The organism is Spiroplasma helicoides, assembly GCF_001715535.1.
Lineage (GTDB): Bacteria > Bacillota_I > Bacilli_A > Mycoplasmatales > Mycoplasmataceae > Spiroplasma_A > Spiroplasma_A helicoides.
Genome location: NZ_CP017015.1, coordinates 797,291 through 813,503 on the forward strand (window position 1 = coordinate 797,291; position 16,213 = coordinate 813,503).

Here is a 16,213-nt window from a genome sequence, read left to right on the forward strand (position 1 = left end):
CTAAAAGCTTAGTGCAACTGCAACCGCATAATCTTTTTCATGTGATATTGATATTATTATATTTTGAAGATTATCATTCAAAATAATTGGTTTTTTATTTTTATAACCTATTGAAATATTTTTTGGACTTATATTTTCATCTATTACTTTAAAAATTGCCTCTTTAACAGCCCATCTACCAGCAACAAATCTTATTTTTTCAGACTCATCAACAATGTTGTTAAAAAACTCAAATTCATCTTTATGCAAAATTCTTGCAATAAAATCTTTGTCAAGTTTTATTCTGTTAACTTGAACTATATCTATTCCAATATTTTTCATTTACTATTTGTCCTCCAATTTTGCAAAATCAAAGTAATATTGTAACCAAAATCCTCTAAAGTCTTCATATTTTGCATCTTGTTTTTGACCAAGTAGAAGTTTTGAATTTTCGTTTAAATTATCTCAATCATTGGCAAGTCTTGAAGTTAAGAAATTATAAATTCCTGGTGAAAATGATAACTCAAGTGAATCTGCAACAAAATTTGAAGATCAAATTGAAGGAACAAATCCTGGAACTGATGAGTTATCTGAAGTTATTCAATTAACATAAAAGATATTTCTAAACAAACTATAAGTTCTAACAGGATCTCTTAAAATTGAAGCTAATTTTTTATCAGAAGCTTTAGCGTTTTTGCCTTCTAAATTAGCAACGTTTTTTAAGAATGGGTTTTTTGTAACATCATCCCCAGCTCAATTATAATAACTTGTAAAATTATCCAAATTCATCAATGTATCATTTTTATTAAACTCTATTTGTTTTTCTGTTCTAAATTGTTCAAAAGAATTTAAAATATCTTTTGTTGAAGGTAAATTACTATAAATATTTTGACTATCATCATCTGCATTATTTGTGGTTGTGTTACCACTATTTTGATCAGTTCCTTCAGTGGTTGTTGAGTCAGATGGTGAAATAACTTTTGAAAGCAATAGCATCATTTCTGTTGCAAATCTTAACAATACCCTAGTATCATTTGGCATAATTTCAATACACATTGGTATTGGTGCTTTTCAGGGATCTTTAGAAGCATACCCATCCAATACAAGTTCAGAGTAAGTTTCTAAAACTGTTTGAGGCACAGATTTTATACTGTCAGTACTAAATCCCTTTTCAAAAAACTGAGAACCAATAGTTGCCACTGGAGCTAGTAAGTATTTTTGAATACAAGCATTGGAGAATAAATATCCTGCAAACTTAACAACTGGTACATCAGTTGTCATTTTGTGACTTAATGCAAACCGAGAATATGAGTTTCCATATTTTGCCCAATTATTTTGTTGATCTTCATCTAATTGGCTGTAACTCATTGTTCCAAACTTTTGTGTTTCTGTTGCTATAAAAGGCATTGAAATTATTCATGAAAACATCATAGCAAAAATCATACCAACACCAAATCCATTGATTCCCCCAAGAATTTTGTCAGCATATCCCAAAACTTTGATTTTTCTAAATTTATTTTTTATACATGCAAAAACTATAAAACCAATTATATTAACTAAGATAAATATTGCAAAACTATATATTATGTATAAAGATAGACCAGCAGCAACTTTTAACAACAAGCTACCTAGGCTTTCTGAATTTAAATCAGGAACATTAAAATCACCGTTTGAAGAAGATCTATCAACAATCTCTTGTAACAATTTTCTAAAAACATTACCTACCTGCGTACTTACAGAATCAAATTTACTTTCTAAACCTGCTTTTCTTAAAAGTGACATAACAGGGTCAATTGTTGCGTTTGTTAACATAGTTGGTATAAACATTAACAAAATCACAGCAATCAACTCTATTCCGATTATGTATAAAGTCATAAAAAAACCACGTTTAATTCCAAAAATTAGTCCACCAACAATAATAGAGAGAGCAATAATGTCATAAAGCCATCAAGGTCCTATATTTACTATCATTAATTATGCCTCCCTAACTAAAAAAATTATATCAATAATTAAATAATATAGATAAATTATATTTTTTAAAAGTATAATTGGTTTATTAGGAGAAATATTGATAGATGAGTAACTTAAGTATTAAAAATGTCAACATAGAGACTATCAAAAAAATAATTAGAGAAAATCAGCAATATTTAGTATCCAGCACCAATCCAAGTGTAGCTTATTTTATAAAAACAAATAATGAAACAATTAATATTTATAAAAATAATACAGTTCTGATTCAAGGTTTAAACCCTGAAATTATAGCTAATAAGTATAATTTAATCAGTCCAAACTTGAGGGAAAAAAAAGAAGTTAGAGCAAACTCTAAGAAATTACAAATTATAGGTTGTGATGAAACTGGAGTTGGTGACTTTTTTGGACCTTTAGTTACATGTTGTGCTTTTGTTAATAACGACTTTATAATCAAATATCCTGAATTATACAAAAAATTAAGAGACTCAAAAAAGATAGATGATAAAAATATCTATAAAATATATGACTTAATTAAAGATAAAGTGATTTATGAAATATATATAATGGATTGTTTTGAATACAATGAACTATATAACATCTATAAAAATACACATGTTTTAAAAGCCATTGCGCACAATAGAACTTTAATAGCATTTTTAAAAAATAATATCAATTTAGAATATGACAAAATTGTAATGGACCAATTCGCTGGTGCAAACAACTACTTTAATTACTTAAAAAATCAAGAAAAAGTTATGAAAAGTAATATGGAATTTATAACCAAAGCAGAAGATAAGTTTGTCTCTGTTGCTTGTGCTAGTATAATTGCGCGTTATTTCTTTTTACGAAGTATTAAAAAATTAGAAGCAAAATATAATATAAACATTAAATTGGGTGCTAACAATGACGTTAAAAATCTTGTAAATTTGTACAAACAAAGTAAAGCAAATGATTTAGCTAACTTTTTAAAATTGCACTTCAATAGTGAAATCAAAAAATAAAAATCCTATTGAATACATATATGAATATTCAACAGGATTTTTAATTTAATGTAAAACAAATAAAATTTTTAGCGAGCGTACACATTCGCGTACATAGATATTTTACAACTTTAAATAAATAATTCTTTTATTTTAGCAATTTGTAAAGTTATTTTAAAATATAAAAATAATTTTATCTTTTACTGAACGAAAGCCATTGCCACAAAGCAAACTAAGAAAATAACATCAAATATTCATATTACCGGGCTGATTTCTTTGCTTTTTTTGTTTGCTAGACATCCTATTGTATATGCAAATAGTCCTAGACAAATTCCAATTGCAATATTATAAGTAATTATCATAAATAAAATTATAAAGAATGAAGATAAAGCAATTTCTGGTTTTTTTCATTCTATTTCAGTAATATTACCAATCATAATTATTCCTATAAATAATGTTGCAGCGCCAGTAATGCAATCTGGTATCATTCCAAAAATTGGAAATAAAGCAATACTTAATAATAAACCAAGTGAAGTTATCACTGATGCAAATCCAGTTCTTGCCCCTTGTGAAATACCTACACAACTTTCTGCATAAACAGCCATATGAGATATCCCTACTAATGAACCAGCTATTGAAGTTCCCCCATCAATTATCATTGCTGCTTTTGGAATTTCGGTTGGTTTTTCTCTATTTTTATTAATAATTACATTAACAGAAGTTAATGTTCCAGTAGCATCAAAAAATGTTAATATTGTAAATACAAATATCGAAACATACATAGTTGGACTAGTTCAAATAGCTTTATTACCAGCATTTGTATATGTTTCTTTTAAGTTATGTACAAATCCGTTTCAAAGAAGATTATAGTCTCATCCATCTGATTTTCATCTTGCGGTTGAAAATGCCTGATCAACAGCACTGTTACTTCCTTTTGGAACTACATTTGCAATTATAACAGCGATAATAAATCCCGCTAGCATCATAATTGCAACTGGTGCTATAAATTTTTTATAGTGCAAAACAATTGCCGCAAATACAACAACAGTTCCTAAGATGATTCCTATGTATGTTTGTTTAAAATCACTTAAAGCAGCTTTTGGAAGACCATCTCTAGATTCAGCAACTCAACCGATATTTTTAATACCAACATAAGCTATAAAAAAACCTATTCCTAAACCAATTGCTATATGCAATGATTTTGGTAGAGCTTTTATAAGTATTTTTCTAACATTGGTAATACTAATTATACAAAACAAGATTGAAGAAATGGTTGTAGCCATTAATGCTCCTTCAAATCCAATTCCCTTAGATGCAACACTATATGTAAACATTGCATTTATCCCCATACTTGGAGCTAATGCTACAGGTACATTACTGCTTAATCCCATTAATAAAGTTGCTATAAACGATACAATTGCTGTTGATAAAAATACTCCTTGTGCATTCATTTTTACACTTTGATCAGCAACACTTGAAGCACCACTTAAGATACTTGGCTCAACTGATAAAATATAAATCATTGCAAGTAAAGTACTAATTCCACCAATAATTTCTTTTTTTAAAGTTGTATTAAATTTTGCGAATTTGAAAAATTTTGCTAAAGAGCTATTGTCTTCATCATATTTCTTTTTTGACTTTTCTGCGCTATTTATAATTATATTTTGTTCAACAAATTCTGATTTATTTTTTTTGTTACTTTTTACATCATCATTATTGTTTAACATTTAACCTCCATAAAATTTAGAATAGTAAAAATTAAATATTTTGAGTGTAATTAAACAATAACCTATGAAGTACTTCTTAAAGCAACTTGTAGCGTCTAGATAGGTCTAGCGTAGAGACTTTGGCCCATTATGCCAAATTATATAAGTTACATTTAATTACATTTTTATTATATATTATATTTTCTTGTAAATGGTAAATGCATTTTCAATGAATAAAAAAAGAATAGTTTTTACTATTCTTTTTCAATTGTAACTTTCACTGGTTTTTTAAATTCTAATTCTATATTAGCTGATTTTAATATCTTTAAAGAAACTTCATTTTCAATAGTTCCTTGGTACTTATTATCTGAGTAAATAATTTTTACTATTCCTGCTTGCACGATATTTTTAGAGCAATCATAACAAGGAAACTGAGAAGTATAAAGAATTGTTCCTCTTAAATTTGATGAAGAAGACAAAATTGCATTAAGTTCAGCATGAACTACATAAGGGTATTTTGTGTTTTGTCATTCTCCTTCTCTTGACCAAGAAAAATCATCATCACTTAAACCTCTTGGTAAACCATTATATCCAGTTGAAACAATTTGATTCAAATCATTAACAATAACAGCTCCAACTTGAGTATTGGGATCTTTACTTCTCATAGCATTTATTTCGATCATTGCTAAAAAATAAGTGTCTCAATCTATGTAATCACTACGTTTTTTCATAAAAACTTCCTCTTTTATAAATTATAAGAATGGTCTTAATCAAGAACCTAATGGTGTATCTTGTACATAGTATTTCCATCCATTATCATCAAAAATTATGCTATTTACATAATCGCTGCTAAAGATCCCTTTTCTAACATAATATAGTAATGCTGCCATACTAATATCATCTGGTGCTAAACCATAAGTAGGAACTATTCAAAAAACTATTGGAATAATGATAATTGACCCAATTATCAAACAAGGAAAAGCAATGTAAAAATCAACTTTTGAATAATTGTATGTGAAGAATAGTGTAATTGATGAAGAGATACCAATAGCAACAATTATAACTACCATCGCTCCCATATCATTAACTAAAAAATTATATAAAATTAAAATTATTATAGGGAAAAATAATCTATTTTTAGAAAATAAAGTTATTGGATCATTTTTTTTAGTTCATGTTGTTACAGCCAAACACCCAATAACACTAGCACTAAAAACCGAAACTCCACTAAAAATATATGAAGGCATCAAAACAGATGTAAATAACCCTGTTAACGGATATGTAATAAACATTGCTAGTGCAAATTTATATGAACCCACTATACCTTCTGTATATTTAGACAACTTTAGACAAGGTACACTTATTAATAAAAGTTGTAGACCTCCAGCTATAACTCCGTAATTTTGAACATTAAATCCATATGTAAATAGCCTTCAAAATTGTTTTCCTATGATTGTAAGAGCTTTATTTGATGCTCCAAAAAATAGCGAACTTACAGGTCCTGAAGAAAGCAATGGGTCTGACTGTGCTCAATAGATTCCAATACCAAAGCAAATAATAGGTAATAATAAGAACATAATCATTAAAATAATTGACACCAAACTATTAGAATTCATTCTAGAAGCTAGTTTTTTTAGCTTAATATTACTTGAACTGTTAGGATCTTGTAATGTTTTTAATAATTCTTCTTCTGATAGTTCTTCATCGTCATCATTTTGTTTTGTTTCTTCAACTTCTTTTAAGTTAATGATTTTAGCAAAATGTTGTTTTAATTTTTCTTTTGCATCAGCAATGCTAGTTATACAAATTACACCATCTTGTTTTCCTTCAAAAATTGCTATCTTAAGAACATTAATCTTTTCTCTTTTTGCACTTTTTAAAGAAATTGAAAGCTTTTCAATTTTTTTATTTTCTATTTCTAAGGATGCTTCTCCCACTGTAATGGAAATAACTTGATAAATTGAGTTTTTATTATATAAAAAAACATTAAAATCACTACTTAATTTTGGGTCAACTTTATACTTTTCAACCTTTACTAAGTAATGAATTAAAGATATTTTTAAATCATTGTTACTAATTGCCATTGCAAACACCTATTTTTCTAACTCTTTTATTTTATCATTAAATTCTTTTGGCAAATCACAAGAAAACTCCATTTTTTCCCCAGTTATAGGGTGATTAAACGAAACTTTGTGTGAATGTAGATATTGTCCAAATTCATTTTTTTGGTCTTCTCTAAAACCATATAAATTGTCCCCCACCACAGGATGCTTAATAAAATTCATATGAACCCTGATTTGATGTGTTCGTCCTGTATCTATAATACATCTAATTAGCGTGTTTTTTTCAAATCTTTTTAAAACTTCAAAATGAGTAACAGCCTTTTTAGAATTTATATCAGTTACAGTCATTTTTTTTCTATCGTTTCTATGTCTACCAATTGGCGCATCAATAGTACCTTTATTGGGTTCGATAATTCCTTGTACAAGTGCTAAATATTCTTTGTGTATTTTATTTTCTGAAAGCATATTTGTTAAATTTTTATGCGTTTTATCATTTTTTGCAACCAACATTAAACCGGTTGTTTTTTTATCTAATCTGTGCACAATTCCAGGTCTTAATACACCACCAATAGAAGAAAGGTCTTTAACTTTAAATAAAAGTCCATTTACCAATGTGTTATCAGGGTTTCCAGCAGCTGGGTGAACAACTAAATTATTAGGTTTATTTACAACTAGCATATCACTATCCTCATAAACAATTTCAAAATCGATGTCTTGAGGTTTATTTTCTAATTCTTCTGGTTCTTTTAAAGTTATGTCAATTATGTCATTTGTCAAAAGATTATAGTTAGAATTTATGTTATTTTGATTAACCAAAACTAGATTTTCACTAATCATTTTTTGAATAAAACTTCTTGAAAAATCATATTCTTCTTTAAAATAATCTGTTAAAAACTTGTCAATTCTTTCGCCGTTTTGTTCAATTATTATTTGTATTTTTTTCATTTTATGAGTCCTTAGCTTTATCGTTATCTTTTTGTGTTTTATCTAAAACTTTCAATTTAGATTGTGTCAGCAGTTTTTTTTGTTCAATTCAGTTTCTCTTCAATGTTTTTTTATTTTGTAAATAGTTTTTGTATAAACTAAATTGATTTTTAATTGACTTTTTTCTAACACTTTCTAAATAACTATTTTCTAAAATCGCCAAACTATCTCTGAATTCTAAAAACTCTTCATAAAAAACATCTTGTTTTTTGTATATGTATGCTTTAATTTCTCCTCAACTAAAAATTATAAAAGCAATTATCAATACTGCTATTGAAATATTTACATAAACATCAGCTAAGTTAAAAGTATAACTTTGAGACCCTAGAAAATTAAAATCTCATTCTAAAAAGTCAACTACACCACCTTTGGTTCCTGCACTTGGAAATCCATCAGGAATAACTGGCGCTCAAATTCTTCCAACAACATTAGCAATACTTCCTGATAACATAAAATTAATAGGTTGTAGCCAAAGTTTTTGATTTAAAAATAATCACAATGCCATTAAAAATACAGTTACTAATGTGGCTAACAAAATAGCCACAAAAGGTTTACCTGCATTCATACTTAACGCAGCCCCAGGATTTAAAAGATATCTAAATCTTAGTAATCCTGGCACTCCACTAACTGGATCTGAACTATATTCCATTTTAGAAACAACAATAGCTTTAGAAATTCAATCTAAAGCTATAAGGAATATTAAAATTGGTAGACATCAAAGTAGTTTGTATCTAAAAGCATAGTTGTGTTTTTTAAAAAAAATTTTAATGTTATCCATTTACTTCACCCTTTTATTTAATAACATCATAGCATCTTTGACAAATATCTTCTACTAATTCATCATAGATTGCTCAACAACGTTCACATTTTAAACCTTCTTTTAATTCAACTGTAACTTGTGCAACCTTGTTGCTTGAATCTTGTACTTTTGAATCAAATTCAATTGAATTAACTATTAAGATTTGTTGTAAATCTTGAATATCTTTTAAATATTCAAAACCTGGTTTTAAAGTAAGTGTTAATTTTGCCTCAAAACCTTTTTTAATTATTTTTTCATTTCTTGCTTTTTCTAAAGCTTCATTTATATCGTCTCTTAGCATTAAAACACTATTTCAAATTTCTAGGTTTTTTTCATCTCATAAGAAGTTTTGTTCTTTTACATCTAATAAATGTACTGAATCTAATTTATTATCAACTTCCAAATTAAAATAAGCTTCTTCGATTGTATGAGGCAATATAGGTCTTAGCATATCAAATAGTGCTCATAATTGCTCATACATTACTGTTTGGACTTGTCTTCTTCTCAAAGAATCTTTTCCATAAACATAAATTATATCTTTTATAAAGTCAAGATAAAATGCTGATAAATCATTTATTACATAGTTGTTTAAAACTTTTAAAGCTGCATTAAATTTGAAGCTATCGAAAAGTTCAACAAATTTTTGTTTTTTAACTGTTAAAGTATGTAAAGCAAATTTATCAACTGGTTCCAATTCCTTTTTATAATCTTTTTCAGTATTAAAATCAACTAAATTTGACAATATAAAACGAATTGTATTTCTAAGTTTTCTATAAGATTCAGTAATTTGTTTAATTATTTCTTTTCCTAATTTTTGATCATCAGTATAATCTGCAGAACAAACTCATAATCTTAAAATGTCTGCTCCTAAATCGTTTGACAATTCAATTGGGTCAACTGTATTACCAATTGATTTTGACATTTTTTTACCTTGTTCATCATTTGTCATCCCATGAGAAATTAATTGACGATATGGAGATTTTCCATCATAAACAACTGAGTTAATCATTGATGAGTTAAATCATCCTCTATATTGGTCAGTTCCTTCACAATAAACATCATAAGGTCTTTTTAATCCAAAGTTATCTTCTAAGGCTATATTTGTACTTCCTGAATCAAATCAAACATCTAAAATATCTTTTTCCTTAGTTCAACCTTTTCCTTTGTTTTCTGGTGCTAAAAATTCATCTGCATCTAATTCAAATCAAGCATTTGTTCCTTTTTCTTGAACAATTTTTACTGCATAATTTACAACATCTTTATCATAAATTGGATTTAAATCCTTATCATAAAAAGCAATAATTGGTACACCTCAAAGTCTTTGTCTACTTATGGTTCAATCATTTCTTTCAGCAATAATGTTTCTCAATCTTTCTTTCGCTCAAGGTGGAGAAGTTGTAACATTATCAACAATTACTTTATCAATTTCTTTTTTGACATTTTCTAAACTAACAAATCATTGACTTGTTGCACGATAAATAATTGGTTTTTTTGTTCTTCAATCATGTGGATATGAGTGCTTTACAAATTTTAATTTAAGCACTAAGCCTTTTTCTTCTAAAGTCATACCAACAATCTTGTTTGAATCATCATAAAAAACTCCCTCAAGTCTTTTATCATTTATTTTTGCATTAAATTTTCCTTGGTCATCAATTGGAACAAATGCTTCCATTCCGTTTTCAACAACAATGTTAAAGTCATCTACCCCAAATCCTCCAGCAGTATGAACTAATCCAGTACCTGCTGAATCACTAACATGATCTCCAAGAACTATTCAAGCTTTTTTGTCATCATATCAAGGATGTTGATATTCAACTTTATTCAATCTAGTCCCTTTAAACTCGTCAAGTATTTCTACATTTTCTCACTCAACTATTTCTGAAACTTCTTCTAATAAATTTTTAGCTAAGATATATTTAACATCTTTATTTGCTGGTTTTACTCAAACATAATCCATTTCAGCATTAACACAAGTTAATTGGTTTGATGGAAGTGTTCAAGGTGTAGTTGTTCATATTACTATTTGTGTATTTGTGAACTGTTCATCATTTTTTACAGGAAATCCAACATAAATTGATGGTCCTTTAATGTCTTTATATTCTATCTCAGCTTCAGCAAGAGCAGATTCACTTGATGGTGATCAATATATTGGTCTTAATCCTCTGTAGATTAAACCTTTTTCAATCATTTTTGCATATAACTTTAATTGACTAGCTTCAAAATCTTTTGTCAAAGTTATATATTTAACATCAAAATCTGTAAATATACCAAGTCTACTGAACTGTACTGCTTGTCTTTTAACTTGACCTAGCGCATATTCTTTACATAAACTTCTAAAATCTGCTGGTGGCATTGACTTTCTATCAACACCAGTTTTTGTAACCGCTGTTTCAATTGGTAAACCATGTGTATCTCACCCTAAGATAAATGGTGAGTTATAACCTCTTGAGTTTTTTCAACGCACAATAAAATCTTTTAAAACTTTATTTAAAGCATGACCTACGTGGATATCACCATTTGCGTATGGTGGACCATCATGTAAAACAAAGTTTTGTTTTTTGCTATTTAATTCTATTTTTTTGTTATATATTTTATTTTTTAATCATTTTTCTTGTATTAGTGGTTCTTTATTTTTCAAATCAGCCTTCATATCAAAGTTTGTTTGAAATATAAGTAACGTGTCTTTATAATTCTTTTCCATATATTCCTTTCAATAAAAAAACGCCCCTAAAAAAGGAGCGTTTGATCGCGGTACCATCCTTATTTACACAATATTTTTATTGTGCATCTTTCATGTTCTATAACGCGAACACCGTGGAGTTCTACTAAGAAATGAATTCTTTTCTTCTCCATTTAAAATAAGTGATAAATTTATAGTTAAACTGTTAGTTCACACCAAACACTAACTCTCTGGAAGTTTAAATTATAAATTGTTGTCTTATTCGAAAATTAAAAACATAAATTTATGTAATAATATGCTCTTTTATTTTATCAAACTAAAAATTCTAATCAATAGTTTTTTGTACATATGTTTAAAAAACTAGTCTATATCATATTTTTCAACTTTTTCAGCTATGTTTTTGGCCATGGCTTGAATTTTGTCGCTGTCCAATTCAAATAACTCTTTGTTTTCTTCTAAAAACTCTTTAACTATTTTTTCATAGTCATTTGGGTTATTATTTATTCTTGCTAATCCTTTTTGCATAATGTCTTTGATTCTAAAAGCAATTTCAACTGATCTTGCTATTATTCTTTCAGAATTTTTTCTTGCAATTAATGCCATTTCTTGAATACTAGCCATTCCATTTTCATAAAAATCTTCTTTTTCTTTGTATATTTCTAATTCTTGTTCTAGTTCAGCAATTCTTTTTAATAAATCTGAATTATCCATTAAATGTGACCTTTAAAGTTTCAACTCATTGATATTTCATTTGTTTTTTCAAATTTTTCTTTGAATTCTTTATGCTGAACAACTAGAATATTAAATAAAACATCAAAAATAATCAATTCACCAGGTAAAGAAGATACAGAAGGATATTTGATTTTGTCGTAATTTAGAGTTTGAGTCTCAATAGCGTAGATTAAGTGTTTATTTTCTTCGCCAATCATTTCAAGTGTTGTATCTAAATCAGTTGTTAAAATTAAAATTGAAATACCTCTTTTTAAAGCTCATTTAGCTGCCTCAATAACCTCTTTGGTTCAACCCGTTCTTGAAACAAATACACAAAAATCATTTTCGGTAAAAAAGATTGCTTTTTGGGCAAAAAGGTGAATATTTGAAACCGCATAAGCTTCTTTATTAACTTTTGATAAGTTTTGCACAAATAATGTTGCTGAAATTTCTTGTTGTTCTAAACCAAAAACAATTATTCTTTGAGATTGATAAATTTTATGCGAAATTTCTTCTGCATAAGCAGGATCAAGGTTACTTAATGTTTCATTTATTGTAAATAAAGCACTACCCTTTACATTATGGATAACTTGTTGAGGTGTATTATCTTCACCTAACTTGTAATATTCACTTTCCATTCTAGATTTTTCATACACAAACATTTGTGCGGATTTAAAACTTTTGAACCCAAGTTTTTGACATACCCTTGTCATTGTACTTGGACTAACATTACTAGCTTTTGATACCTCTTGAATTGAATGACTACAAAAATAATCTGGATTGGTATTTATTTCATTAACAATTGCAAACTCTGTACTATTCAATTTCGATTCATCTAATTTTAAAATTTTCACTTAACAATCCCCTCCTAACTAATTGGGTTTCGACTTACTTTCTTTACTGCTCTTATTATTTATTTTACCATAGTTAAAGCCACGTTTATTATACCCTATTTCTTTTAAGTGATTGTTTCTTAAATTTTTCAAATCTTCTAAACTTCCACAACGTTTAATTTCACTAATATATCTACTTGACAATTTTTGTATTAAGCTTGCACCATAACTATCTTTTTTGTGTTTGTTTAATTTAAAAATAATTGTTGTTGCTAATACTATAACTAAGAAAATAATAATCCCAAGCGTTACAAAGTATGGTAAGGTTAAATGATCTGTTAATTTTCAATCAACATTATATTTTCCTGCATTTAAAGTGTCTGTATATTTCAAATTTGTTGAGTTAACTCACCCTGCTTGCATAACATTCATCATATATCTAGCTGGAAAAAAATACATAATTCAATTTAAAATTTGATATTTTGAAAGAATGTAGTAAGGATAAGCACAACCTAAAAAATATCAACTAATAATATAAAACATATTTGCAAATATCATCGCTAAAGGAACATCATTTACATAAATATACATTATAAAACACATCAAAACAAAAGTTATATATAATAACAATGCTCCTGAAATATACATATACCAATTTACATTAGCAATTAATAATCTTTGGTGACCAAATAATATAGATACAATACCCATCAAACCAGCACAAGCAATTGAAACAATTGTTAAGTTAGCTGTAATATGTGCTAACAAAAGTGACACAGGGTTAACGGGTGTAAATTCTAATTTAGTACTAAAACCAGTAACTTTGTGAATACTTAAATTTCTATATAACATATGAATACTATTTCTAACAATAATAGCTCCTGTTGCTGAGGCTAAAATAAATGGATCGTCACTTCTAAAAAGTAATCACATTAAACAAATAAAATAAAATAAAAAGATTCCTAAAAAAACATTAATGGGTGATCGTAAGTATGTTTTAAATGATAAACGATAAAGAGAACTAAAAGAAACTAATCCGGTTCTTAATTTAATCCTTCATTTTTTTTCCATAATTTCTTCACCTCGCACTATCTGATTTTTTAATTTCTTTTAATTTATTGTTTAATTTTTTAATATTTAAATCAATTGAGTCTCTAACTTCAATCAAACTCTCTAATTCTTGCAATGATGTAGTTCTACTTATAGAATAAATAATTCCCAAGTGTTTGTTCTTATTTTTATATTTCTTTCATTTTCTATTTTCAAATTCAAATACTTTTTTAAATGAAGCAAACACAATTACTGCCGCTACAAACACAATTAAAATTGAAGCAACATATGGAATTCAAGGATGATCTCCATATCCAAAAGAAATATCACTACCAGCTGAAGATTTATATTTAAAGCTTGGAGCATTTATTCAACCAGCTTCCATAATAGACAACATATACCTTTGTGGAAAAAGATAAGTTATATAAAATAATCACTGTTGTGTAACAATAACATTAAATGGCAACCCTAAACCTAATAAATATACTGAACCAAAGTAATAAATATTTCCGATTGTATATACTCATTCTAGTTTTTTTGCTGCAAAAACAATTATAAATGCCATTAAATTTGAAATTAATAAAAGTAAAAAATAACCTACAAGGAATAAAAGTCAGTTAACGTTTTTGATTGTGTCTCTTTGTTCAGGATAAATCATTGCAATCAAAAAAGTTACTAGCGTCACAACAAAGTTTGCACATATGTTAAATGATACTATTGCAAAAAATATAAATTTTTTTGAAATATTTGTAGAAAACAATCTATTGAAAAAATCTCGATTTTTAAACTCGTGAATAGTTTTAGCAAAGTTAAATAAACAATTTCTAATACCACAAACTCCAATCGCACCAGCTAAAACGAATGGATCATAAGTTAATCCCCCGTCGGTTGTATCTCTAAAAGACAATCATACAACCAAGGTAATTAAAGTAATTATTCAACCAGAAAATAAGTTAAACTTATCTCTTAAATAATTGCGAAGTTGCATTCTAAATAGAACTTTATAAATATGCCACTTTCCCATAATTTTTTGCCTTTCTAATCATCGATAGTTTTTTCAATATCTTTTTCTATTTGTTTTTCCATTTCTATTTCTAATTGATGTGCTAATTCTTTTTCTAATTTTATTCCTTTTGGATCATTTTCTTTTGTCAAGTTATCAACTTTCGATTTTTGTTGTCTTTTTAAAATTCTTTGTTCAAGTTTCATAATACGTAATTCTTCTTGTATATACTTTTTCTTCAAAAATCTTAGTTTTGTAATTTCTTCTTCAGATAAATCAACTGTTAATTCATTTCCTGAAATAATAATTTTGTTCGATTTAAATATAGGTAAAAAATCTTTTTTCAAATATATTTTAAAATCATTTATTTTTTGAAGATATTTTTGAATATCTTTTTTATAATTATGTGTGTTTTTTACTTTTTTATATATTTTATTTAAATGCTTTATTTTAATGAGCAAAGTTTTAGTGGCTTCTCTAACATCATCAATACTTGATTTGTTCAATGCATTAGACGCTAAATATAATAATTTTGAATAAAGTTCTTGTAAGAAAAAACTGCTATTTCTAATTGAAATAAGAGTTTCATCTATCTCAAAAAAATCCAAAACTTCTTCTTTTGATTTTAACTTCTCATAACTTGTATTTACTTTTTCCATTTTAGACTCAAATTTTTTTAATATCGGTCTGAAAACTGGGTCTGGCTTTAATTTAGCTTCTTTTGTTTCAATTGAAGAAAGTATTTTTAAACAGTAATCGTCATAATCGAAATTAGTATCCTCACATGAGATATGATCATCAGATAATATTAATCCAGATTCCATAACCAATATTCTGTCACATAATTCAGTAAAAATTGATTTATCAGGAGAAACAATGACATAAGTTGCATTATGCTGTTCTTTGTAATTCTTTAAAAAATTAATTACTCTAGTTCTCATATCAAGTCCAATGGTACTTGAGACCTCATCTAAAACAACTAATTCAGGTTTGTGTAAAAAAGCAAGATAAAGAGAAAAAAGTTGCAATCATGAAGTAGCACAACTTTCTAGTCTTCTTTTTCACCTTGAATTAATATCAAAAACATTAGACAAATTATCTAATCATTCTTGGTCTCTTATATTATAAATTCCTTTGTATAATTCAACTATATCTTTAACCGTAAATCCGTCTGGTCATGTAGTTTGACGAAACTGAAAACCAATAGATGATAAAGCGTCATCTTTTGTAAAATTATATTCAATTATCCCACTAGTTTGAGGAATTTGATTGGCTATAAGTCTTCCCAAAACTGTTTTCCCCGATTGATTGGGACCAATAATAGCCATTCCTTCACCCTTATAGATTTTTAAGTTTATTTTTTTTATAGCTCAAATCTTTTGATTAAATATTTTACTAACATTTTCTAACTCAACTAAAAGTTCTTTTTTAACATCCATAAGCGTGTACCTCAT

At 27.3% G+C, this 16,213-nt stretch carries 14 protein-coding genes and 1 riboswitch; of the genes, 1 reads left to right on the forward strand and 13 read right to left on the reverse strand.

The annotated features are described in order from the left end of the window. Together SHELI_RS03575 and SHELI_RS03580 are read right to left on the reverse strand one after the other, a co-directional pair. Positions 1-321 carry a holo-ACP synthase gene (locus SHELI_RS03575; RefSeq protein ID WP_069116746.1) on the reverse strand — a complete coding sequence of 107 codons (321 nt, stop codon included), beginning with the start codon at positions 319-321 and terminating at the stop codon, positions 1-3. Positions 322-324: 3 nt separating this feature from the next. Next, positions 325-1,950 carry a CvpA family protein gene (locus SHELI_RS03580; protein ID WP_069116748.1) on the reverse strand — a complete coding sequence of 542 codons (1,626 nt, stop codon included), beginning with the start codon at positions 1,948-1,950 and terminating at the stop codon, positions 325-327. Between the two features lie 104 nt (positions 1,951-2,054). Between SHELI_RS03580 and rnhC the strand changes: the two genes are divergently transcribed. Further along, positions 2,055-2,951 carry a ribonuclease HIII gene (gene rnhC, locus SHELI_RS03585; RefSeq protein ID WP_069116750.1) on the forward strand — a complete coding sequence of 299 codons (897 nt, stop codon included), beginning with the start codon at positions 2,055-2,057 and terminating at the stop codon, positions 2,949-2,951. A gap of 179 nt (positions 2,952-3,130) precedes the next feature. Here rnhC and SHELI_RS03590 read toward each other — a convergent pair whose 3' ends face one another. From SHELI_RS03590 to SHELI_RS03640, 11 genes are all read right to left on the reverse strand, one after another. Then, positions 3,131-4,657, reverse strand: coding sequence for an NCS2 family permease (locus SHELI_RS03590; protein ID WP_084449251.1), 1,527 nt, complete (start codon positions 4,655-4,657; stop codon positions 3,131-3,133). A gap of 69 nt (positions 4,658-4,726) precedes the next feature. Next, positions 4,727-4,822: riboswitch (purine riboswitch) on the reverse strand. A gap of 68 nt (positions 4,823-4,890) precedes the next feature. Next, positions 4,891-5,367 carry a deoxycytidylate deaminase gene (locus tag SHELI_RS03595; protein WP_069116752.1) on the reverse strand — a complete coding sequence of 159 codons (477 nt, stop codon included), beginning with the start codon at positions 5,365-5,367 and terminating at the stop codon, positions 4,891-4,893. Positions 5,368-5,388: 21 nt separating this feature from the next. Beyond that, positions 5,389-6,720 (reverse strand): hypothetical protein, encoded by a 1,332-nt coding sequence (locus SHELI_RS03600; RefSeq protein WP_069116754.1) that lies wholly within the window; start codon positions 6,718-6,720, stop codon positions 5,389-5,391. Positions 6,721-6,729: 9 nt separating this feature from the next. Beyond that, positions 6,730-7,644, reverse strand: coding sequence for an RluA family pseudouridine synthase (locus SHELI_RS03605; RefSeq protein WP_069116755.1), 915 nt, complete (start codon positions 7,642-7,644; stop codon positions 6,730-6,732). Position 7,645: 1 nt separating this feature from the next. Continuing rightward, positions 7,646-8,461 carry a signal peptidase II gene (locus tag SHELI_RS03610; protein WP_069116757.1) on the reverse strand — a complete coding sequence of 272 codons (816 nt, stop codon included), beginning with the start codon at positions 8,459-8,461 and terminating at the stop codon, positions 7,646-7,648. A gap of 13 nt (positions 8,462-8,474) precedes the next feature. Next, on the reverse strand, positions 8,475-11,183 hold the full coding sequence (gene ileS / locus SHELI_RS03615; protein ID WP_069116759.1) for an isoleucine--tRNA ligase: 2,709 nt from the start codon (positions 11,181-11,183) through the stop codon (positions 8,475-8,477). Positions 11,184-11,522: 339 nt separating this feature from the next. After that, positions 11,523-11,873 (reverse strand): hypothetical protein, encoded by a 351-nt coding sequence (locus SHELI_RS03620; protein WP_069116761.1) that lies wholly within the window; start codon positions 11,871-11,873, stop codon positions 11,523-11,525. Next, a complete protein-coding gene (locus SHELI_RS03625) occupies positions 11,873-12,727 on the reverse strand; it encodes a MurR/RpiR family transcriptional regulator (protein ID WP_069116762.1) in 855 nt (284 codons plus the stop codon). The genes SHELI_RS03620 and SHELI_RS03625 overlap by 1 nt, the downstream gene beginning before the upstream one ends. Before the next feature lie 18 nt (positions 12,728-12,745). After that, the gene (locus SHELI_RS03630; protein ID WP_069116764.1) at positions 12,746-13,777 is read right to left on the reverse strand and encodes an ABC transporter permease; all 1,032 of its coding nucleotides are present in this window, start codon (positions 13,775-13,777) and stop codon (positions 12,746-12,748) included. After that, positions 13,755-14,780: an ABC transporter permease gene (locus tag SHELI_RS03635; RefSeq protein WP_157087584.1), complete on the reverse strand. Its 1,026-nt coding sequence runs from the start codon at positions 14,778-14,780 to the stop codon at positions 13,755-13,757. The genes SHELI_RS03630 and SHELI_RS03635 overlap by 23 nt, the downstream gene beginning before the upstream one ends. 14 nt (positions 14,781-14,794) lie before the next feature. Further along, positions 14,795-16,198 (reverse strand): ATP-binding cassette domain-containing protein, encoded by a 1,404-nt coding sequence (locus SHELI_RS03640; RefSeq protein ID WP_069116767.1) that lies wholly within the window; start codon positions 16,196-16,198, stop codon positions 14,795-14,797. Positions 16,199-16,213: the final 15 nt, after the last annotated feature.